The 21,522-nt window shown below is 60.8% G+C and carries 20 protein-coding genes; 6 read left to right on the top strand and 14 right to left on the bottom strand.

From position 1 onward, the window contains the following. Positions 1-87 precede the first annotated feature (87 nt). The 3 genes from ASE90_RS05455 (at position 88) to ASE90_RS05465 (ending at position 3,262) form a co-directional block, all read left to right on the top strand. Positions 88-285: a hypothetical protein gene (locus tag ASE90_RS05455; protein WP_055997387.1), complete on the top strand. Its 198-nt coding sequence runs from the start codon at positions 88-90 to the stop codon at positions 283-285. A gap of 1,958 nt (positions 286-2,243) precedes the next feature. Continuing rightward, complete coding sequence (locus ASE90_RS05460; protein ID WP_055997710.1) at positions 2,244-2,924, top strand: ParA family protein; 681 nt, start codon at positions 2,244-2,246, stop codon at positions 2,922-2,924. Next, positions 2,921-3,262: a hypothetical protein gene (locus ASE90_RS05465; protein ID WP_055997390.1), complete on the top strand. Its 342-nt coding sequence runs from the start codon at positions 2,921-2,923 to the stop codon at positions 3,260-3,262. The genes ASE90_RS05460 and ASE90_RS05465 overlap by 4 nt, the downstream gene beginning before the upstream one ends. Positions 3,263-3,679: 417 nt before the next feature. Here ASE90_RS05465 and ASE90_RS05470 read toward each other — a convergent pair whose 3' ends face one another. After that, positions 3,680-3,949: a hypothetical protein gene (locus ASE90_RS05470; RefSeq protein WP_055997393.1), complete on the bottom strand. Its 270-nt coding sequence runs from the start codon at positions 3,947-3,949 to the stop codon at positions 3,680-3,682. Positions 3,950-4,290: 341 nt separating this feature from the next. Here ASE90_RS05470 and ASE90_RS05475 point away from each other — a divergent pair, with 341 nt between their 5' ends. The 3 genes from ASE90_RS05475 (at position 4,291) to ASE90_RS05485 (ending at position 7,456) form a co-directional block, all read left to right on the top strand. Further along, a complete protein-coding gene (locus ASE90_RS05475) occupies positions 4,291-4,872 on the top strand; it encodes a hypothetical protein (protein ID WP_055997396.1) in 582 nt (193 codons plus the stop codon). A 227-nt stretch (positions 4,873-5,099) separates the two neighbouring features. Beyond that, positions 5,100-6,377, top strand: a complete 1,278-nt coding sequence (locus ASE90_RS05480; RefSeq protein WP_055997399.1) for a relaxase/mobilization nuclease domain-containing protein — start codon at positions 5,100-5,102, stop codon at positions 6,375-6,377. Beyond that, a complete protein-coding gene (locus ASE90_RS05485; protein ID WP_055997402.1) occupies positions 6,374-7,456 on the top strand; it encodes a hypothetical protein in 1,083 nt (360 codons plus the stop codon). Before ASE90_RS05480 ends, ASE90_RS05485 begins: the two co-directional genes overlap by 4 nt. 207 nt (positions 7,457-7,663) lie before the next feature. On the opposite strand, the gene ASE90_RS05490 is transcribed toward ASE90_RS05485, so the two are convergent. From ASE90_RS05490 to ASE90_RS05550, 13 genes are all read right to left on the bottom strand, one after another. Beyond that, positions 7,664-9,511, bottom strand: coding sequence for a type IV secretory system conjugative DNA transfer family protein (locus tag ASE90_RS05490; RefSeq protein WP_082449554.1), 1,848 nt, complete (start codon positions 9,509-9,511; stop codon positions 7,664-7,666). Positions 9,512-9,586: 75 nt separating this feature from the next. Beyond that, positions 9,587-10,609, bottom strand: coding sequence for a P-type DNA transfer ATPase VirB11 (gene virB11 / locus ASE90_RS05495; protein WP_055997408.1), 1,023 nt, complete (start codon positions 10,607-10,609; stop codon positions 9,587-9,589). Between the two features lie 4 nt (positions 10,610-10,613). Next, a complete protein-coding gene (gene virB10 / locus ASE90_RS05500; protein ID WP_055997411.1) occupies positions 10,614-11,897 on the bottom strand; it encodes a type IV secretion system protein VirB10 in 1,284 nt (427 codons plus the stop codon). 1 nt (position 11,898) lies between these two features. Beyond that, on the bottom strand, positions 11,899-12,906 hold the full coding sequence (locus ASE90_RS05505; RefSeq protein ID WP_055997415.1) for a TrbG/VirB9 family P-type conjugative transfer protein: 1,008 nt from the start codon (positions 12,904-12,906) through the stop codon (positions 11,899-11,901). A 1-nt stretch (position 12,907) separates the two neighbouring features. Beyond that, complete coding sequence (locus ASE90_RS05510) at positions 12,908-13,585, bottom strand: virB8 family protein (protein ID WP_055997418.1); 678 nt, start codon at positions 13,583-13,585, stop codon at positions 12,908-12,910. Between the two features lie 431 nt (positions 13,586-14,016). Beyond that, on the bottom strand, positions 14,017-15,078 hold the full coding sequence (locus tag ASE90_RS05515) for a type IV secretion system protein (RefSeq protein ID WP_235531672.1): 1,062 nt from the start codon (positions 15,076-15,078) through the stop codon (positions 14,017-14,019). 43 nt (positions 15,079-15,121) lie between these two features. Continuing rightward, positions 15,122-15,394 carry a hypothetical protein gene (locus tag ASE90_RS05520; RefSeq protein WP_235531673.1) on the bottom strand — a complete coding sequence of 91 codons (273 nt, stop codon included), beginning with the start codon at positions 15,392-15,394 and terminating at the stop codon, positions 15,122-15,124. Continuing rightward, a complete protein-coding gene (locus ASE90_RS05525; RefSeq protein WP_055997421.1) occupies positions 15,394-16,116 on the bottom strand; it encodes a type IV secretion system protein in 723 nt (240 codons plus the stop codon). Before ASE90_RS05525 ends, ASE90_RS05520 begins: the two co-directional genes overlap by 1 nt. 1 nt (position 16,117) lies before the next feature. Continuing rightward, positions 16,118-18,484 carry a VirB4 family type IV secretion/conjugal transfer ATPase gene (locus ASE90_RS05530; RefSeq protein WP_055997424.1) on the bottom strand — a complete coding sequence of 789 codons (2,367 nt, stop codon included), beginning with the start codon at positions 18,482-18,484 and terminating at the stop codon, positions 16,118-16,120. Next, positions 18,477-18,812: a type IV secretion system protein VirB3 gene (locus tag ASE90_RS05535; RefSeq protein WP_055997427.1), complete on the bottom strand. Its 336-nt coding sequence runs from the start codon at positions 18,810-18,812 to the stop codon at positions 18,477-18,479. The genes ASE90_RS05530 and ASE90_RS05535 overlap by 8 nt, the downstream gene beginning before the upstream one ends. A 1-nt stretch (position 18,813) precedes the next feature. Continuing rightward, on the bottom strand, positions 18,814-19,149 hold the full coding sequence (locus ASE90_RS05540; protein WP_235531674.1) for a TrbC/VirB2 family protein: 336 nt from the start codon (positions 19,147-19,149) through the stop codon (positions 18,814-18,816). A 9-nt stretch (positions 19,150-19,158) separates the two neighbouring features. Next, positions 19,159-20,691, bottom strand: a complete 1,533-nt coding sequence (locus tag ASE90_RS05545; RefSeq protein ID WP_055997430.1) for an LPD7 domain-containing protein — start codon at positions 20,689-20,691, stop codon at positions 19,159-19,161. Next, positions 20,688-21,287 carry a lytic transglycosylase domain-containing protein gene (locus ASE90_RS05550; protein ID WP_055997433.1) on the bottom strand — a complete coding sequence of 200 codons (600 nt, stop codon included), beginning with the start codon at positions 21,285-21,287 and terminating at the stop codon, positions 20,688-20,690. The genes ASE90_RS05545 and ASE90_RS05550 overlap by 4 nt, the downstream gene beginning before the upstream one ends. Between the last annotated feature and the right edge of the window lie 235 nt (positions 21,288-21,522).

The following is a 21,522-nucleotide window of genomic DNA, read 5'->3' on the forward strand; positions in this document are numbered from 1 at the left end:
GCTCTTGGGCAGGAATTTCTCGTCGCCGACGATGTTCAAAAGTGATCGCGGCCCCTCCCCGTCCTGTCGGGCGCCTGTCGAGCGGGGATGAACCCCGCCGGCTTCACAGAAGCCTCGGACAGGTTCAACGATATCTGGATCGCCCGCAAATCCGCCCTCAGCCTCGCGCGCACTCTCATGGTCGCCACCATGGTCATCGCCGTCGGCACCCAATACGCCGTGATCACCGCGGAAAATCATGATAGCTCACACATCATCGTCAACGAATACGACCCCTTTGCCTGACACCACGGGGGCCGAGAGGCCCCTTCGCGCTCGACCAGTTTAACCATGTCCCGGGCAGCTTCGTGTATTCCGCGGCGATCAATGCGGGGCTGGCTTAAGTCCCTTTCCCGGAAGCGCGTGCAGAAATGGGGCCGCAAGACCAAACCGGCTTGGGAGTCAGCAAGCCGCCCGCTCGACGCTGAAATAACTGGCGGAGACGCGGCGTGCCCCCCCGCCGTCTCCATGACCGCTCCGTTCGATCACGGGCAAAGCGTCGTGAGGTGACGACAGCATCATCGCACAGGATGGCGGCTTGCGCAGATCGCGCGCAGTTCGTTAAAAGCAGGATACTCGCGGAGACGCGGGACGAGGCGTGGAAACCTCGAAGAGTGAGAGCCGGTTCGATTGACCGGGTGGCGGACGCGTATGTCCAAGCCACCCGGCTAAAGGCGTTCGCGCCAAGCTCACTCTTGGTTTCCAACACCCGGTTCCGAAGCGACGGCGTGCTCTACGGGGCACGCCGCCGGCTTCCCTACCGCAATGGTAGCTCCGCCCCAGGTTCGAGCGTGGCAGTTGTGATCCGCCTGTCTCGTAGAGAGCGCCGTGCCATGGCATCAGCACCAGGTTCCGGTGCCGGGGGATCCGCCCAGTTGGCGCCATGCGCTCCCGGGATGGCGCCCCGCCCCGCCGTTTCTCCTTCGGAAAAGCCGAGTTTGCCTCCGCTCAGGGTGTCGCGGGCGAGCCTTAGAGGAGTGCTGTTAGCGGATTGGAACGCCGGCACCGCGCCACGTTCGCGATGGCGGTCAGGGTACTCCAATACGGAGTGCGCAAAGTGAACATGTGATCGCAGTGCGCATGTTTCGACTGTGAACATGCTCATTATTAGGGCGTACGTGAGCAGCGTCTACATATAGGCAAGGTGCACGACGTGAACATACTTGTCTTAGATCTGTTAAGACGGCCAACCCGGCTTACGGAAACCGAGCTATCAAGGGCGTGGAAGGGCCCTTGCGGCCGCACATAATGTTCACATGTGCGCAAAGGCCGCATGCGCACGCCGTGAACAAGTGGCAGATGCGTAACATGTGCGCATGTGTAATCAAATCAGGCAGTATTCGCCAGGCGGCAACCTTTTAAGCGGATGACCCGGGAGCGCAGTGTTGAAGCAAGCGAACGACCGGGGATCGATCGCCCCGGCCGGGCCTCCTCGGAGGAGGCCGATGGCCCCTTCCCTTCCGGATGAATATGCATCGGCACCACCGCTAATTGGTTTCGGCCGCACCCACCGCAGACTCCTCACACATGTAGGCCTAGTGAGCAAGCACTCAAGAAGAGCACGTACACTGCGTGAGCATGTGTACGAGGTGCACCTGCTCACGCTGCATAGATCGACATTTTGGATGGCGATCCGATAGCGAGTTGTCCCGGAAGATTGGGGAGCGAACAGACGCGTCTGATACTGCCGCCAACCCGGTTGGGGAGGGGCCCACGAGGGTGGTAATGCCAGACTACGTGAACAGGCGCGCGAATAGCGCCGGGTGTCAAAAGTGCACATTTGCGCGCGAGCGGGTTGTGCACAAGATGAACATGTGCGCAGACCACGCATGTTAACAAAGTGGCCATGGGCACCACGTGAGCAAGTTAGCGAAATGCGTATGTTGCCTGGCCGAGCAAGTGTCTAGGGCGGGCCTGGGGATGGGTTGGGATCCGGGGGGAGAGAGGCCACGGTGACGCAGTCGCGGCGCCGCGGCACGTGGCTCACCGGGTTACAAAGAGCTCTCGGCCTCCGGCTCGATGATCGTAAACCTGGAGCGTCTACGGCATGTGAGCATGTGCCCAAAATAAACAGGTATACAGCGTCTACAAGCAGCCGGTGTAAGCTTGTCTCCGGTGTTTCCCTATGGCACTGCGCGTACATGTTCGCGAGCGGCGCGTTGTTCCACATGCGCCCCTCAGATAGCTTCGGAGGGACTCGGCTGATGCCGGTTATAACCATGCTTTCCCCGAAAGGCGGGGTGGGTAAGACGACAACCTCGCTCATCCTCGCGACGGTGCTCGCCTCAAAAGGATCGAGCGTCGTGATGATCGATGCCGACCCCAATTTCCCCCTGACGCGCTGGGCGGCCAAGGACGGAAAGCCCGCCAATATCGAGGTGGTCGCCGAGATCGACGAGGACGAGATCATCAATACGATCGACGCGGCCCGCAAGCGCGCGGACTATGTCATCGTCGATCTTGAAGGGAAGGCGAGTGCGCGCGCAACGAACGCACTCATGATGTCGCATCTCGCCCTTGTGCCGATCCAGGGGTCGGAGCTGGACGCAATGGAAGCGGCACGAGCTTTCAAGCAGATACGAAATGCGGGCACCGCTCGTCAGCGGCCCTTGGCATTCGCCGCAGTCCTGACGCGTACACCTGCCTCTACCCGCTTATGGCCCCGAGATCTGAAAGCGGTCGTCAATAATCTTGAGGACGCGGGCGTTCCGCTGGTGCCGACCGCACTTGCCGAACGGGGAGCCTTTCGCGGTTTGTTCAGCATGGGCGGGACGCTCGACGAAATGACGGCGGCCGATGTCGGTTCGCTCGATAGCGCAAGGGCGAACGCGAATGCCTTCGCTTTCGACGTCGTCACCTTGCTTAAGGAAGGGCTCGGCGCATGACCGATAAACCAGCCGCATCCCGGCGTGCGATCACCAGCTTCGCCGCCGACGACGATCTCCCATTGCCGACGCCTGAGCAACTTGCTGCCGCCAAAACGGCGGGGGAGGGGCTTGGCTTCCGCTCCGAGAAGCCGACGCCTGCTGCCCCGCAGCGTCCCGCGCCGAAGGTCCGGCAGGCGACATTCACCGACGCCGTTCACGTTCGGTGCCGCCCTGAGGATCGTTCCCGGTTCGAAGACTTCGTCTGGCGCAACCGTCTATCCAAAGGCGACGCGATGACGCTTCTCCTTGATTATGCGGAAGCCGAGGAGCAGCGGAAGGCCGAAGCCGCGAAGTAGGAGGAAGCTCCATCGAAGGCATGGCAGGGTAGGGGGGGCGTGCCCTGGTCGGCGCCGCCGCCTCGCCATCCGCCCAAACGGCTGCAAGACGGCCACGGTAGCATGGCGCGGACTCCTTTTAGATCCTCGATCGCGTTTCACCCCGACAAGGCATGCCGATCGAGCAGGCCGACTTCATGGGCGACTGGATGACGCCGAGCGGACGTGGGCCGTTCCTCGACAGCGCGTCGGGATGAGGTTTGTAGAAGGGGGCAACACTCGGGTTCCGCGTCGACGGTTCGACCCCGGGCCGTGCCCGCCGCGGCTGACCTGACCGGATTTGTCGCCAAGAGTTAGCGGTTCCATTTCGACGGCTTCAGCGCCGCTTTGCCTCGATCTCGAGAATTGTTGACTCCCCCTGCATCCGGGGTCGACGCCCTATTCGTTCGACAGTTCGGCCAGACGTTCTGCCACGGCTTTCCCGCCATGCGACGCGAGTGCTGCCGCGATCATCCGCGCATCCGATTTGTCGATCGCAGCGATCTTGATCCGGTCGAGCGCGGCCAGAAGTACTGGCCTACCCGCATCGCGAGCGGCTTCCTTGGCGGCCTTTGCCTGTTCGTCGACGCGCGCGAGTTCGGCAAGCAGTGCCTCCCGCCTTGCTACGATCGCCGCTAGGTCGTCACTGTTGGCCTTCGCACGGGGCATTCGCTGGCTCCCTCTGATTTGATCGCCTACTTATGCCGCACCATGAATCAACCGCGTGAAGATTACCAGCCGGCTTGTCGAGCAGATACGCAATGTTGCTCGTCCTTTTGTCGATACTACCAAGTAGCGGAATCCCCTAAAACCACCCTTTCAAAGTTCGTCATGGGAAATTTTGGTCGCCTCACTAACGATCAAGCCCCACTCCGCGTATGGAATGAAATCACTCCAGATAACTGATTTTAGGATGAGGGGAATTCAACTACTAGGGATGGCAGGATATGCCTTAAGACACCAATGTCGGACATTTGGCGTCTGAGGCGCCGCTGCACGGGGCTTGAACGATGAAGGTCACAGTCAGGCTCCGAGATGACATCACATCGGAGATCGACCGCATTGCGGCGGCGAACGGTCAAACGCGAAGCGCCTGGATTTCAAACACACTGCTTCGCGCCGTAATGTCGGAGGACAGTCAGGACGTGCCGGTGATACCCGTGCAGGGCAGGGGCCATCCCGACGACCACATTCGGGTAACGATCAGACTATACCGCAGCGAAATTGAAAGCATCGACGCTGTGGCTGGCCCCATGCGTCTTACGCGCAATGAGTGGATCAAGCGGACCTTGCGTTGGCAGCTCTGGGATAAGGCCGCGCTCCTTAGATTGGCCCCGACGACACAGACTGAGATCGCGAAGGTACGGAAACAGGTCCTCGCCATCGGCCGAAATATCAATCAGGCCGTTCATGCGATGAACGCCGCGAACCAACCTGAAAGCTCTTTGGACATCACACGGATTGCCGCCTCGCTGACCGAGAAGTGTGCGGAGGTGAGGGGGGTCTTATGGGAGACCCGCCGGGTTCTAGCCGCATCCATTGGCGGTGAAATCGCGTACTGGACCCGGCGTGACGGCGAGGCAAGCGAGTGAGTTTTCGGTTCTCGCCGGGCACGCTGGACTCCATGGCAGGGGTGTTCGCGCCGCCCATAAAGTATCGTCTTGGGACCGGAGGTGGCAGGCCGAAATCCACCAAGGGCGGGGGTGCGGTGCTAGGTGTATCGGTCGCATCCATGTTCCCCAAGGCGGAGTCTGGATCGACGACATCTCGGCCTGGTTTGCAGGCTAAGGCTGCATTCGGAGGAGGCTCTCAGACCCGCATGAGCGGTCGCGCGGTGATGGCTACCGACCGAACGTCGAGGCGCGTTCCCGAGGCCATTGTGCGCATCACGGGCCGTCAGCACGGGGGTGGGCATGTCCTTGCGAACTTCGCCTATATCAGTCGTCTCGGCTACGGCGACGGCAAGGAGCTTGGGCTGGAAACAAGTGAAGGTGACGCCCTTCGCGACGGGCGTGACATGCAACTCCTCGCGAAGGAATGGCATGATTTCGATATGGACGGAGACGCTAGGAGAAAGGGCGCGACGTCGATTTCAATGATCCTATCGATGCCAACCGGTACTGATCCGAAGCGCTTGAAGGCGGCCGCGCTGGACTTCGCTCACGAGGAATTTGCCAATCGGTCCTGGGTCGCAGCGCTCCATGTCGATCGCGATCACCCGCACGTTCACCTGACGATTGCTCGTCGTGACCACGACGGTCGACGCTTCCATCCCAATCGCGATGACCTGTTTCGATACCGTCAGCGGTTCGCCGAAAAATTACGTGGACGGGGTATCGAAGCCAACGCAACACCGGCGCGAGCGCGTGGCATTGATCCCCGCCACGAGTCCATTGCGGTGATCAAAATGCGGAGCAAAGGGCAGGTGCCCCAACTCGACAAGTCACGCATGCTTCGCGCTCAACGGTATCGGACACAGGGAATTGCCGACCCGGTAAGGGCTTTCCTCGCCGAGCGTCAGGCGACCGTTCGCGCGACGTACATGCGTTCTATCACGGAACTGTCTGCGTCGCCTCTGGCGGCCGATCACCTCGTGGCGCAGAGCTTGGAGCGCTTTGTCGCTACCATGCCCGAACCGCAGCCCAATTCACTGAGAGCCGATCGCGCGCCGGTCGATACCAGCAAAGATCGAGCGGATCGCCGCACAACGCCAATGCCCTCAAGGGTCCTCAACGTCCCCCCGCTTGTTGATACCGGCATCGACAACCTGCAGGCCCTGCATACGAAGATCGCGGCGCGATCGTCGGTAACGAGGGAGCCATTGGCGACGATCGGAGGGCAGGGCTCGAGCACCCCAAGCGTTGCCGAGCGGATCAGGAAGGTTGGTGAGGGAGGCCGCGGTGATAAAGGCAAGAGCAACAGCGACCGCGGCGGAACGCTCAGCGACCGTCTGCGCGAAATAACCGAAAAGATCGCTACGCCCGCACAGCCTGTCGATCTCACCCGCGCTAGCGAGATCATCCGTAAGGCGGAAGATCGTGATCGCGAGAAGCGGGAACGTGATCGCAATCGGGACAGAGATGGCCCCAACCGATGAGTTCCGAGGCCTCCAGCGTCGCCTTTGCAGCTATCATGGATGCGGTCTCGCTTCTTCGGGGGGAGGTTGCCTCGCTCGTAAGCAGCAACATGCGCATCGAAGAAGCGCAGCGTGCGATCCACCGCAGGCTCGACGCAGTGGATGCTGGCATTGCACCACTGGTCGACCTGATCCCGTTCCAAGAGGCGATCCTCGCCAGGGTGATCGAGGGGGATGACGCAACCCACAAATGGCTAGGCCTGATCGTCCCCGTCTTGGATAGGATCGTCGAAGAGACGAATTCGCAAAGGCACGCGATCGGATCTCTGAGCGGGCTTGTCGAACAGACGTCTGCGAGCCTTGAGAATGGGTACCAGGAACTTTCATCAGGGCTGGAGCTCGTCGCAACCCGGCTGTCGGCCGCAATTGAGCAAAGTCGGAATCAACAGATTCAAGCCTTCAAGGCGACCGGTGAGATGGTTGCGTTCACCCGTGCTGCGGCGCTTGGCCAGCAGGCACCGCTGCCGGTGCATGTTGAAGACAACCCGCTGTTCGAGCAGTATGTCCTATTTCAGCAGCCGGACCTTGCGTCCGAGGCCCGGGCGCTTTCAGTCTGGCGGCGGATCGCTGGAGAAGCCGGCACCGCCGAACTGACCGCAATCTTGTCGAGGCAACAAACCCCGTCGCCAACCGATACCCCAGAAAGTCGGCTTTTACGGTACAGGCTTGCCGCGATCACCCGAGCCCAGATCGAGGGCCGCGGCGCTTCCGCTCCCGCCCGCCCGCACACTACCCGCGCGCCTGATCGATCCGCTGCTTCGTGTTTCGAGCGATCGCAAGAGCTTGCAACCCTCTGGCGGGCTGGGGAGATTTCTGCGCTGTATGCCGACCCCGAGTTGGCCGGTGTGATCGACCTATTCGCCGCAGCCGAACGGCATATAGGGCCATCGCAGGGCGACGTGACTCCACCAGAGCTCGTGGCGCTGCATCGTGATCTGGCGGGGCGCATTGAGTTTGGGGAACGCCCAAACCTCGGCGAGACCCATACCGCAATCGACCGCGGATCAATCAATGCGGCCGAGCTTGGTAAAGACCGATAGGCCCTTACCGGGAACGTCACCATTCAGCACGAACTGGAGGCATCGGCATTTGATCAGCTCACGACCATCGCCAAAGGCATCCGTTTGGAGCTATCTCATTAGCGTTCAACCGTACGCCGACGATCACTCGGCCGACCCTAGAGATTGACGGTGAGGACCGAGGACGCTGACGACGCCGACGGGCGTCACGCCGGCGTCGCTTGGCCATCACGCGGCCTTGTCGCGAACCATCACGATTTGCTCGAACAGCTTTGCCACCCGCTGCTGTGGAGGCGCGGCAAGAGCCGCCTGAAGGGCGGCTTGATTCAAACGTGACGGCACGGCTGCCATAGCATCGCTACCTGTGCCGTTGACGGCTGCGGGGGCAATGACCGTAGCCGGCGCAGGTTCGGATTGCGTCGCCTCAATCACCCTCAGGCTGTTCGCAGCGACAGCGGGATCCGGTCGGATCTGCGGCATCTGCGGTGCCGGCATCTTGGTACGCTCAACGAGCTTCTTCTCGGCATAGTAGCGGACCTTTTTTCCATAGGTCGCGTACATGCCGCGCCGAAAGACGATCAGGTCATTTTCAGGCAGAAGTTCTACCTCCTGCGGAAGCATGAGCGGCCGGCGCTGATCGGAATCGGATGTTGATCCACCACCACCGCCCCACGTGGCCATCGAACGGGACCGCGCGCGGAACGTGTAGCTGCCGAGCTGGTCCGAAATTTTCTTCGCCTCGGCAAGGCCCGCAGGCCGCAGGACGAGCCGCACCGCGCAGTTGCGTTCGATGTCGGCAGCAACCTTGTCACCGTAGACGCCTTGGATTTGCTCCATTGACTGGAACGCCGGCAGCATCCGCAGGCCGTAGCCCGCCACATAGCTGAAGGCGTTGGCCAATACCGTGCATTTCCCAAGGCTCGCGAATTCATCGAGCGCCAGCAACACCCTGACCCGATGCTTGTCCCCTTTGGGCAACGCGCGCACATTTCGATCGATCAATTGCTGGAACAGCAGGCCATAGATCGCCGCAACGCGATCGAGATCGTCGGGCGATACGCCGAGGTAGAGCGAAATCCGCTTGTCGCGGAACTCGCTCAGATCGAAGTCACTTTCCGAGGTCGCAGCATCGACATAGGGGTTGAGCCACCCGTTGATTTTCGACGTGACGGACTGCCGTATACCGGTAAACGTATTTGGAGATGACGAGGTGTAGTCGAGGATCGCGGAAACGCAGCCCGTCGACAGCGGCTTGCCTGCCTTCTGACGAGCCGCGATGATCTTGGGGAATCGCTTTTGCGCATCGCCGCCAGCGAATTGTCGATAAACTTCACCAAGGGTGAAGGGCAGCGCGTCCTCGCCATCGTCAACGGTCGCAGCAATATACGCCGTGATGCCAAGGAAGGCGGTTCGGGCGCCGGCCGCCCAGAAGGGATCGCCGGTCAACGGATCAGGATAGAGCATTGCCGCGATCTTCTGAAGCTCGTTGATGACCTCTACTGGATCGCGGCGATTGATGTAGCTCAACGGATTCCACCGGACGGTGCGGCCGCTGGGGTCGAGCGGGTTGAACAGCAGCACTTCCTGACGGAGAGCGGTCATCCGGTAGCCGGCGGTGTTAGCGTAATTCTCCTGCTTGATGTCGAGAACCACCAAGGAATCCGGCCAGTCGAGCAGATTCGGAATGATGACACCGACGCCCTTGCCGGCGCGGGTGGGGGCCTCGAGCATGACATGCCCGGGTCCGCCGAAGCGCATCACCTTGCTCCCGAACTTGCCGAGAACGATGCCACCTGATGCCAGAAGCTTGCCCTTCTTGATTTCACCGATACGTGCCCAGCGGGCCTCGCCGTGCAGTTTTTGGCGCGTAAAGAGCGTCGATACGATCGGGATAGCCGTCAACACCAGTCCAACGCCGAAGCCGATCAGGAAGGGCTTATAGACGATCGGATAGCCCTTCATCGCCCACAGTGCGCCCGGCACCTTCCGCCACGGCGTATGGATGTTGAGAAGGTGAGATGCCCACAAAACGACGACTGCACCGATCGCAGCACTCAGCGCCAGACCGATTACCATAAGGAAGACGATCGCCCCTGGCTGCGACCCTTCGCTACTGCGAACCCATTTGCCGCTCACGTCTAGGTGCCTTTCTCAGTTGCGAGATTTGCTGGCGGGATCGAACCAAACTCCGGTCATACGATACCGGGCAGGTTTGCCTACGCCGGGCGGAATGCGATGCATCTGGACGACGATGTCGACCGACGATCGCAGGAGGGCTCGTACATCATCACGATCAAGGTCGCTGCCGCCCTCAGACTGCTTTACGAGCAGCGTAAGCTGCTCGAACGCGCCCTCTGGCGTATTTGCGTGGATGGTCGTGATCGACCCGGGATGCCCGCTGTTGACGTTGCGGAGGTAATAAAAGGCCGTTCCGTCGCGCAGCTCCTGAAGGAGGATACGGTCCGGTCGCATCCGCAGCGCCGATTCCAGCAGCTCCTGCGCTCCGGCCTTCTGCAGTCCCTTGCCGTCTTTGGCGTACATCATGTGCACCCGGTTCGGGTGCGGTACGACTAATTCACGCGTATCCTCTATCGTAAGAATACGCTCATAGTCAGGGATCAGCTTGATGAGACCCTTTGAAAAGCTGGTCTTACCCGAGCCCGTCGCGCCGGAGATCAGGATGTTTTTCCGGCTCTCCACCGCACGTCGAAAGAAGGCTTTCCATTCGCCCGCCTCGCGCAGCTGCTCGAGTTCGTCGTCGACCTCGCCATGAAGCCCCGTGGCGCGGACCTCGCTGAAAAGCCCCCCCCGCTCAAAGTCGTCGATGTCCATGCTCACCCCCGACGCCTTACGGATCGTGATGGAGATGAATCCCTGCTCGACAGCCGGCGGGACCACGACCTGAGCGCGCTCACCACCTGGTAGCACGGACGAACAGACCGGATATTCCGAGTTGATATCCTGCTTCGTCAGACCCGCGATGAGCTTGGCCAGGGTCATAAGGGCGGCGTTGTCCAGCGCCGGCTCCTCATGCCACTCCCATCCATTGCGTGTTTCGAGGCCGATCATTCCCGGTCGGTTGATGACAAGTTCGGTTACGTCCGGCCGGGCAAGATGCCGTTGGATCGGCTCTGCATTATGCTCGTAGATGGCAGAGCTTATATTCGATGCCATACACTCATCGCCTTAACCCGACCTCGTAGACGGAGCGGAAATCGAAATCCTTCGCGACGAAGATTGCGGCCGTATCGCCCTGGTTCTTTTTCAGGATCGGGCGGATCTGCATCGTCTGCGATAGGACGGCCTGGCCTGTGGTGCTCGGCACTTGGGTGGTGTTGCTCCCATTGCCCGCCAGTGCCCGCCCCGCGATGTTCGAAGCGTCCTCAAGGACCGATATCACCAAGCCAAGCCCGAATCGCGCCCAGAATTGCGTGTCCACGCCGCCCGGCAGTCCGGCGCGGCCAAGGCTATCCGCTGCAGGCGAGCCAAGGTCGATCGCCACACCCCGAGGACTCAACGCGCGTGTCCAAACGACGAACAAACGGGCCTGCCCCTGCGTGATGCCGCCGGAATACTGGCCGAGGACCTTCGTCCCCTTGTCGAGGAGCACGATGCGCCCACTTTCCGAATAGACGTCGTGGTTGATGACGCAGGAGACGAAACCGGCCTGCGTCGAGTTGATCGCTGTCTGAAGCGTGCAGGGGATGACTGTCCCGGCGCTCAACAGGAGATTGCGATCCCCTACCGTCGTCGCGCGGACCGTCTGAATTGCTGAATGCCCGAGCTGATCGCTGAAATCAAACGGGCCTTTGGTCGCTGCAGCCGGCACATCGTCGTTCGGATCGCCAAAGCCACTGGCGTCAACGCTCTGCCGACGAACGGCAGATTGTCCGGCGTCCGCTACCTCCAGATCACCTTGTTGTGGTTGGGGTTCTCCCGACGCGTTGGCTGTAGAGGTGCTGCCGAACGCCATGATCGGTGATCGCCGGGCGGCGTCCGCCATCGCTCGCGCCTGCTCCGCTCGGCGTTGCTCAGGGGTCGGATTGCCATTTGACGCGACGGCGGTGCCTTGGGGCGCGGCAACGGTGTTGCCGTTTGCATCTACGGTTGTCTGCCCGGATGCACCGGCGATCGGTCGTCCAAAGACGTCAGTCGCAGGCGCACCGGGTTGGCCGAGCTGACCTGCTAGAGCGGCACGTTGCGCGTTTGGCGAGTTCATCACATCCTCGACCGATCGCTCGCTGGGCTTCGCCGGCTGCGCGGCGTTGGTCGTAACGACTGTCCGATGGAATGCCGCGTACCCGATCACAATTCCGCCCAGCGCGCCAAGAAGACCTAGGCCAGCACCGAAGAAGGCGATGTTTCCCCAACCCCCGCTCCGCGCGATAGGAGTGTCCTGCTCGCCGGGAGGAACGGTATCGACAGCGACCTCGCCGCCCCGGTCGATGACATTGCCGACCATGTTACTGCCCCTTCACTTTACGCTCGACCACGTTCGAGACCGTGCCCGTCCGATCGCCGCGATCGTTGCGCAGCGGCGCTTCATTGTAGACGCACAGCACCGAGGTGCCCCGCCGCAAGCGGATCTGCCGATAGACGGCGTGGATCACAACGAAGTCCTCGCGAACGTCGTAGGGGACGATCGTCTCGGACCCATCGACGTCTACCGCGAAGATCGAGGGGATGTCGGCATGCCCCGGGTAGCGCAGCACCGTGAACTCGCCGTTGTCGGAAATCTCCGACGGTTGCAGCGAGGGGTCTCCCTGCACCGTGTACTTCATGTTCCGCACGCCCTCTATCACAGCATGATCAAGGGCCGTCTGGGCGATGTTTGTCTCAACCGCTTTCGCGGCCTGAGCCTGAGCAACCTGCGCCTGCAGCGTTGCCATTGCCCGTTCTTCGCGTGGGTAGCGGAACCGCACCCCGTACATTTGCTGCCCCGGAGCGAGCGAAAGATTGAAGTGGTAGGTGCGCGGTGTTCCCCCAGCGTTCGTTACGACGATGAGGTTCGTTCCAGCCGCTTTCTCGCGAGGTTTGAGAAACAGGATATTGCCGACGGGTGCGATCTGCCACGACACCGTGTCACCCAAGGCCGCTTGCGTCACCGTTTCGCCAGGACCGAACTGGATCTCGATCGCGTGGCGAAAGCTGCCGACGATCGTCACCACTTGGTCCGCGTCATAGTTGATGTTCCGTACCCGAGCGTCTTTCGTCCCGGGCTTGGGCGTATCAGACGCAAACGCCGGGTGTGGATAAACGGTCAGTGTCGCCGCGGCCACGACGGAGAAGGCAATCAGGCGGTGCCAAATCGCACCCACGCCGCGCCAGAAGCGACTTCTGGATCCCGTATCCGTCAGTATCAACTCCGTCTTTGGCGGAGAAAGCCGGGCTCCGAGCTTCTTGCGAAGCCGAGGCATAAAGGGGATGACGACCCGTTCGGCATCGTTCAAGGTGCTCGATGCTTTGGTCATGTCACGCCTCCGGATCCGAACGGTAATTGACGACCTGGAAGCCGAGCGGATTGATATTCCGATCCTTTTCGCTTTCCGGCGCGGAGGTGAATTTGAAGGTCATGATCGCGTTCCAATTCTGCGCGACGGGTGCGTTCTGGCCGAACGTGATGATCTTCATGAACCGAACTTGCGCCACCGTCGGGCTCAGGAAGCTAATCGTTCGGATTGAGATCGAGACGAAACCGCGCTCACCGTAGACGTTCGAGGGCGCGTTCTTGTTGTTGGACTCGACACCATTCAGGTATTGCGCACCTTCCGCCTGGTCGCTCATCAGCATGACAGCGTATGCATTTTCGCGAGCGGCATTATTCAACCAGCCCTCGCGCAGCCGCACATACTGCGAGATGAAGTAGCGGTTCACCGCTTCCTCATAGGTCCGCTGCTGCGGCCCCTTGAGCGCGGTGACGATCTGAGTTTCACCGGAAGAGCGATCGACCTTGATAACGTAGGGCTGCACCGTCTTGAGTGGGGCGAGCATTGCTACCGCGCCGACTGAAACCACCGCCAACGCACAGGCACCTGTCGCTACACCCCACGCAAGACGGCGCGACTGGATCGCCGAACGCATCCGGTCGTACTCCCACGTTCTCGACGTCTCAAAGTATTTAACTCTATCTTCGGCCCTAACCGCACCCATGACGGCGATCCCTTCAGCAGGAGGAGTAGGATAGCGCGCGATCCCGCTGGGATAGGCGCGGCGCTGACGGAGGCGTGTTCATCGCACCCGGCTCCACAGGCGACCGGGTAGCAGCACCGGCATCCGGGGAAGGGGCCAGCGCTGGCGCGGGCCCTGGTTCGCCCGAGGACGGTGCAACCATCGACTGACCCACCCCTTGCTGCGACGCAGGCAGCGGAACCGGCAGGCTGGGAAGGATCGAGCCGTATAGATTGGCCGGACGGCGGTGTTTTCCGTCACACACTGCGGCCGGCTTAATGTTACTCCCGGCGCAGCCGCTAAGTGCCAGCGCACCTAACGCGACGATGATCAGCCTGGTCATGTGGTCTCCGTTCGTATCTGGGGCGCGATGGCGATTGAATGGATCCCGCGATGCGGGCTGGCCCTGCGCCTCAGGAGGCGCGGCGGGCCGAGCCCCCGGTCGCGCTCGGGGCGGCGGCCGGTCGGTTCGCTTGGGTGGCGCGGCGGAACATGAGTCGGTTCGTCAGCATGTTTGCCCCGGTCATCAGGAAGCCATGGCCACCCGAGGATGCGCCGCCTGCGATGCCTGCGGCGATCGCTGGTGACTGGAAGAAAAAGATCGATCCGACGATATAGATCGCGCTGCACGCGAGCGTCGCTGCCAGCATCAGATCGGCGGTCAGGGTGACATATGTGCCTTCAATGGTCACGAAGCCGGAGCCGTCCCCGACCGAGCCCATGATCCCGTCCATCGCCGCCTCCTGGAGGCCGGTGATGAATTTCGTCATGATCGCCATCACGACCATTAGAAGGATGAAGTTGGCGGTTTGCTTCAGCCAACCATCAAACAGCCATCGTGATGAATTGAAGAGCAGGCAAGCCAAAGCCAGAGGTGCAAGCGCGACGCAGATCGCAACGGACAGCTTGGCAAAAATAACGATGCAAAATCCTATCGAAGCTGACAGGAAAGCGAACACAAAAAGGATGCCGATACAAAGATAGGTGATGACCCAGCAGCGAAGCTGGATGAGCGGCGTCCGAACATCCGTGAGTCCCTGCGACGGCATCAACTGGACCTTCGCGTTGGCGGCGCTCATCCTCGAGGCGAGCTTGCTGGTATCCGATACATAGGTGTCGAACGTGGTGCCGGGGTTCGTCATTGGCGTTCCCGACCCCGCGGCGATGATCTCGGTCGGCAGGTTCGTGACAACGTTCACGACGAACGCCGAATATCCAACGGCGCTCGCGGCAGCGAGGGCGAACCCGACCTTTCCTGCTTGAAACACAAGCTCTCTAAGGGGCGCTTGGATAGCGCCCCTTAAAACCGCAAAGCCCAGCAACAAGAAGTAGATCGTTGCCGCCAGCGCTAAAGGCGCTGCGACGAATGCCACCAGCCCCGAACCGAAGGATGCGACAGACGTCGAAATCGCCGTCTCCACATACGAATACATCGTTGTGAAAAGCGTCATGATATTGACCGGGGCGGCGGGCATCTTTGCTAGACCTTAGATATCGCAAGGGGCAGTAAATCGAGACCTACTTCCGCTTCGTATTGGTGTTGTAGAAGTCGCTCACGCTCTTGGCTGCTGCGGCTTCTGCGGCCGAGACGCTGGCCTCTTGGGTCGTCGAGCAGAACCGAGCCTTCTGCTCAGCCGTCAGCCGGCTATACTCGCCGGTGTTGCACTTGGCCTGCCACTCCGTGAGCAACTGGCGGCTATCGATCAGCTCCTTGGCCGTCGGAACCGACACTTCCTGCTGGCATCCGCAGACGATCAGCAAAGCGCCAATTGGTAAAAGCTTGCGCATCATCATTTCCTGATCGTGTTCGCGCCGTAAAAGGCTGCTGCATTGCGAGCGGCGGCCGCCTCGGCGCCGCTGGCCGCGAGGTTGCCTTCGCCGGCCTGCGCCATCTGGATCGCCCGCATTTTCAGCATGTCGTTCTGAAGATGCGCTTGCTCGACCGCGATGCGCGCCTGAAGGTCCATCACGTCCTTCGGGTCCTTGGCGACGGACAATTGCTGGCGCAGCTGATCAAGACCCTGCATTCGTGTCTGCGAAAGGGCGAGGGTTTTCTCGCCTAGAGCGGCCGTGGTGGCGGCGGAGCCCGTCGAGTTCTTCAGGGCAGCGGCATATGCCGCATCGGCATCCGAGCCGGACGACGAGAGGGCGTACCGGGACTGGATGTTCGAGGCCAAGCCCCCGAGCGCGCCGAGCTGCGAGAAGTCACCGCGGAGCAGCGTCTGCGCGTCAATCGTGGTGTTCGGCAGTATATTGCGGACCTGACTATTCGCCAGCTGCGATGCGATGGTGTTGACGTTCGTCAGTTTCGACATCGACTCGAATGTCTGGCGCGCCTGCTGGATTTGCTGCTTGCCCTGGTCGACGATCGTCAAGGTCTGCCGAGCGGTCTGGAGCGCCTGCAGATAGGTTGTCGTATCGAAGACCGGGATACCTTGCGCTGCGGCTGACGACGCGGAGGCGGCGAGCGCGAGGGGCGCGCTCGCGATTAGGATGATGGGCTTGAACGACATCTCAGCTTCTCCTCTGATTTGCATAAAAGTGCGGCAGCCACGCCGCGGGGTCGGTGCCCGCATGGGCAATGGCCTCCTCCATGGCTTCGAGCGTCTCCGCTCGGCCGGAAAGCACCTTGAGCTCGTCCGACATGCCGCCGAGGTCGAGCCTCGCGACGATCGATGTGTGGCCTTGCTTGACCAGAAAGGTGCGGCTCTCCGGCGTGAGTTCCTCGCGGATCAGTCTGTATTCGGCTTCGGTGAGCCCAAGGCCGTCGATGTAGTCCGATCGCCTCGCCTCCGAGTTCGGGAGAAGGATCTTGGTCGCGGTCTGCTCAATGATCGCGCTAGCGATCGGGGAGCGTAGGGCGTCGGCGGGCGACTGCGTCCCGAACACCAGGAACGCGTTGCGCTTACGGAATGTCTTGAGGCCGTCCTTTGCAAAGGCACGGAACGCATCGTCTTCAAGCGCCTTCCAAAACTCGTCGACGTCGACAACTACTCGCTGCCCGTTGAGCAGCTCGTTTACCCGGTGGAACAGGTAGAGCATCGTCGGCGTGCGGATTTCCGGATTATCCAAGAAATCGGTCATGTCGAAACCAACGAATTGCGCCGCCAGGGAGACCTCGTCCTGTGGACCATCGAACGCCCAACCAAGGGGGCCGCCTAGACACCAGCGTTCTAGCCGAGCGCCAATACCCTCCGCGTCTGCATATCCTAGCATTTCGCGCAACGCGCTGAATGAGCGTGCCTCAGATGGAAGGCGCATCACCGCGTCGATCCCCTCGTCGATCAAGCGTTCCTCGGCGACCGAGAGGGGCTGGTTCGTTCGACGGACGAGCACCCGAATGAACTGGCGCAGGAAGCCGATGTTGACCGGGTTTGCCGTCAGTCCCTTCAGCGGCGCAAATCCGGTCGGCACGCCATTGCGAAGCGTGAGGTATGTGCCCCCACACGCCCGCACGAAAATCTCGGCGCCCCGGTCCTTGTCGAAGAACACTTGGCGCGCGCCGGTCTTCTCAAGCTGCGCCTGCAGGAAGTTTTGCAGGACCGTTTTACCGCCGCCCGTCGGGCCGATGATAAGCGTGTGCCCGACATCGGCCCGATGGAAATTGAACCAGAAGGAGGAGCCTGCCCGCGTCTTCAAGAGCGTGACCGCCTCGCCCCAATGATTGTCCGACTTGCGGCCGGCGGGGAAGGTGTAGAATGGGCTCAACGCCGCAAAATTGCGGCTATTCACGACTGCCGGCCGAGCCCGCATCTTGAAGTTGCCCGGGAGCTGTGCCCAGAAAGCGGCTTCCAGCGCTACATCTTCGCGGGCCATCACCATGCCAGTGTCAGCTGCGGCCGATCGCGCGATTGATAACCGCTCCAGCAACCGCTTGGGGTTCTCGTCAATCACCGAAAGCGAAAGGTGATGCTCTCCCATCGCAAACCGGTTTTGCATCAGATCGTCGACGCCATCGAGCAGCTCTTCGGCCTGGCTTACGCCTGCGTCGTTGGACGAGATCATCTGCTTGTATTTTCTGGTGAACCGTTCGCTTGCGACGGACTTCACCAGCGGCGAAAAACTCTGAGTGAGGACAAAGGGGAAGTCGAGGCTGAGAAGGTCGTTGAACTGCCCGGTGCGGGTCGACGCGACATATTCGCGGACGCCGAACATACCCAGATAATGAGATTTGTGAGGAAGCCGAATTTCCGCAGCTTCGCGTCCAAAAACGATGCGTGACGTGTAGAGCGCTTGGCCCAGACGACCGTTCAGGAGCGGAATGCGAATGCGGTCCGCCGTTAGGATAAAGTGAAGGACCTCCATCGGCTGCGAGAACAGCACGCCGTTATGTTCGTAGATCGAGAGTGGCTCGGGAGCGATCTGCACCAGAAGTTTCTCAAAATCACGGCATTTGTCAGCCATGATCTTCATTGCACGATCATCTGTTTCCGCGCTTGCCTTCCGCTTTGCAAAAAGCCGCGTCAACTGATCGCCTGCCATCTGTGACGGCCGCACCAAGATCGTGACGTAGAACTCGTTGTGGTAAAGGACCTTTTCCTTCAGCGAGGCACCGTATTTACACTGCAGCTCGCGAGCGAAATCCGAATGAAACTCGCCTTCGAGAACCGGATCCGTCGCGGTTCGCACAAGATGCGTCCACAACGCGACGCGATCGTCACCGATCGAACGCCAAGCGACGTTGAGTTTGTTATGCCAGCTATTGAGGTCGGAGACATCGCTGGTTTCGAACGGCCGCCCATCCACACGATACATGCGGATTAGCGAGCCATCTTCAAGCGCGATAACGGAGTCGTCGACATGTCGCATGTAAGGAATGAATTTGATATCGTCCGCCTCACGCTTGGCGATATTTTTATGTTTGAGCTTGAAATCAGTCATTTCCGAACTGCTTCCGCTTCACGCCTTTACTGAGACGGACAGGAGAGTAGCTGCCGCCATCCCAGAATTTACGGTTTTTCGAGATGAACCCGGTCTGGAACCACAGGCCCCAGAGCCGGAAAGCATTGAAGTCGTAGTGGCAGATCATTCGCGCAGGGAAGTAGAGCGCTCCGAACAAGGCCAGGGGGAAGAAGGGATTATGAAATACTCCCCAGATCACCATGCAAACCATGATGATCGGAAGGATTGCCTCGAGCGGCAATCCCATGAACACCGAGGGTCTGGTCAGGGCGAGGAAGACCTTATCCTCGGCGAGCTTGTCTTCCATGTTATGCCGTTCCGCCCATCCAACCGACGATCGTTGCGGCGGAGAAGATGATGCCGATACCGATCAGCACCGTTACGGCCCGGGTCCAGTCCATGCGACCGGTCAGCTTGGCATAACCAACGGCCATGACGGCAATCACGCCAACGACCGATGCGATCGTGATCATCCAGTCCTTGATCGTGTTGAGGCCGCTCTGGATTGCGGTGCCGCTCTGCGCGAGTGCAGGCTGGGAAATCACCATTAAAGCTATGACGCCGGCAACGCCGACCACCCGCCGGGAATTTGCATCGGGTATCATCCGGCGGATGCTGCGAGAAAACTTCATACGGGTCTCCATGGCTAAAGGTTACCTCTCCATGTCGGGGGTTGGTTGGGACGGTTCGATCTGCCGAACCGGTGTCGGCTCGCGGACCGACACATCGAGGCCGCGCCGGAGCACGTCCGAGATCATCTGGCGGCTCTCGAGGGTTGCGGCGGCGGTGCGCCCGACCTCCCCCTGGAAAAGCTCGCCAAGATGCCGCTCCATCACCGCTTGAGCTTCCATCGCGTTGGCGAGACGTGGTTCGGCCGAAATTCTCTCTGCGGCTCCATGCAGAAACAGCTCTGCCAATGCCTCGCTCTCACTGTGATGTGAGGGGGCTTCGGCGGAGCGCTGCCGGTTATCAGCAGCTTTTGCAGGCGGTGTATCGGGATGCGTTTCGCTTGATCCAGCGCCGCCAGTGGCGGCCTCACGCTCGATGAGCTGCTCCATTGCCGGATGAAGACGCCAGCGCGGAAAACTTCCGTCGTTGATCCATTCGGCATGGCCAACCGTCCGATCGCTATCCCGATCAACGATCCGAGTGTCAGTTTCCCGATTGAAGAGCGTCGCTGCTTCGGAAGGGCTGTCGGTTTGCCCGAGCAGCATAAATTCCTTCGACTCCGCATCGTAGCGGTCGATGCGGTAGCGACCCGTTTCGTCCTTGACGGCTATGGCTTGCCCAAGCGTTTCGCGATGACTGTCCGAGCGAACCAAGTAGATCGCATCAGCGATATCCTTGTCCCACAGGCCCTGAGCGGCCATGCCGCGCAGCTCTTTCGGTTCATACCCGGCCTTCCTGAAAGAGTTGACCAGGGTTTCGCTACCCAAAGCCCGATTCAGCGCTTCATCCAAGGTGTGTCGATTGACCTCGAAGCGCTCCGAGATGAACGTCGCCTCTATTGGCGACAGGGCCCCGTTGCAGTCCTCAGCGAGCGCCTTGCGATCACGCGTGTGGGCACTGATCGTCAATAGAAGCCGTTGGTCTTCGCTGGAAAGGTCGCCGTCGACCTCCCGACCTGACGGCGCGGCACCTGACCGCTCCAGGCCTGTCGTGCGACCGGTAGCCTTGGCCTCTGGCGCTTCGGGTTCTGACTCATTTGGTGCTTGTTCGGGCTTCGGTGTTTTTGCCGATGCCTCCCGCTCTCGACGTTCGGCATCGTCATCGCGCCACTTATCCATCTGCCCGAGCTCAGCGAACGCTGGTTCATAGCCGCGCACGACCAAGCCTTCCCGAGTGCCCGCGGCCCATACGGCCCTGCGAAACTCTGGCGATCCGTCGACGTCGATACCTTCCCAACCATTGTGCTTGGCAATCTCGACGAGGGCGTCGATGGCTTCTCGATCGTCCGTGCGAGCAACGATGCGCTCGCCGTTCCCTGAGATTTCAATCGACGGGTTGTCGCGGTCACCTGCGAGAAAGAGACCGATGCGACGATCTGCCCCATCATCGTCTCGAATGATGCGAACCTCGTACCGTGCTCGGAGCTCCGGTGGGATCTGGAATCCAGCCTGTTCGCCCTGGTCGGCCGATGGGTCAATGTCCCGCCCGCCACGCGTGACAGTGTTCTCGATGCTCATCTGAACACCTCGACGGTAGTAGAGGCGACCTGGCCGACGATCCAAGCGTCTTCCGCCGGAACCGCCACTGCAGTGGTATGCGACTTCACGATCGCAGCGAGCGCTCCAGGGATGGCCGGGGCGGCGTAAATCGACCCGAGATCGGTCGCGGCCGCCCAGACACGGCTGACGTACCCGTTGCGAAAGCCCCGCGTTAGCGTGCCGGTGTTGTAGAGGGAGTAGGTCGCCGAGATCGCGTCCATTCCGGTATAATGCTTGCTCGCGAGCCGGAAGCCGTCCTGCAAGACGATGGAGGCCAACCGCAGATTGGTGCAAGGCTCGAAGACCTGCTCGACGCCCACGCCCAGTCGAGCGAAATTTGCCGAGTTGATCTGGGCGAGGCCGACATCAACCGTATGGCCCGTTGCCATGTACTGTCGCACCAACGCCGCGCCTTCAGCGACTGACCTTGCGCGTACGCGAGGGCCATTATTCACGTTAATTGACAAATCGTCGCCGCCACTCTCCGTAACGACGAGGGGTACAACGGCTTCGGTCGCGACTTCGGGCGCGCATTGCTGCGCTAGAAGTGTGATAGCGGCGACCGTGTAGATCATTGCGGCGTGACGGTCTGGTATCGCGTATCAAGCGAATAGCGCGACGTGACGCCATCCGAACGCGTAACGCTCAGATCGTACCCATGCTTCGCCTTCTTCGTCTTGATCCCAATGCCAGCGCACGTCGGAAACCCGCGCCCGAGTGCGAGCGCGTTCCACAATTTGGTGATGGGGGGAACGCAAGCCGCGTACTTCGTCGGAGATCCCGGCGTCGCGAGGCAGAGGATCACCTGAC

The organism is Sphingomonas sp. Leaf67 (assembly GCF_001421965.1).
In the GTDB taxonomy this organism is placed as follows: Bacteria; Pseudomonadota; Alphaproteobacteria; order Sphingomonadales; family Sphingomonadaceae; genus Sphingomonas.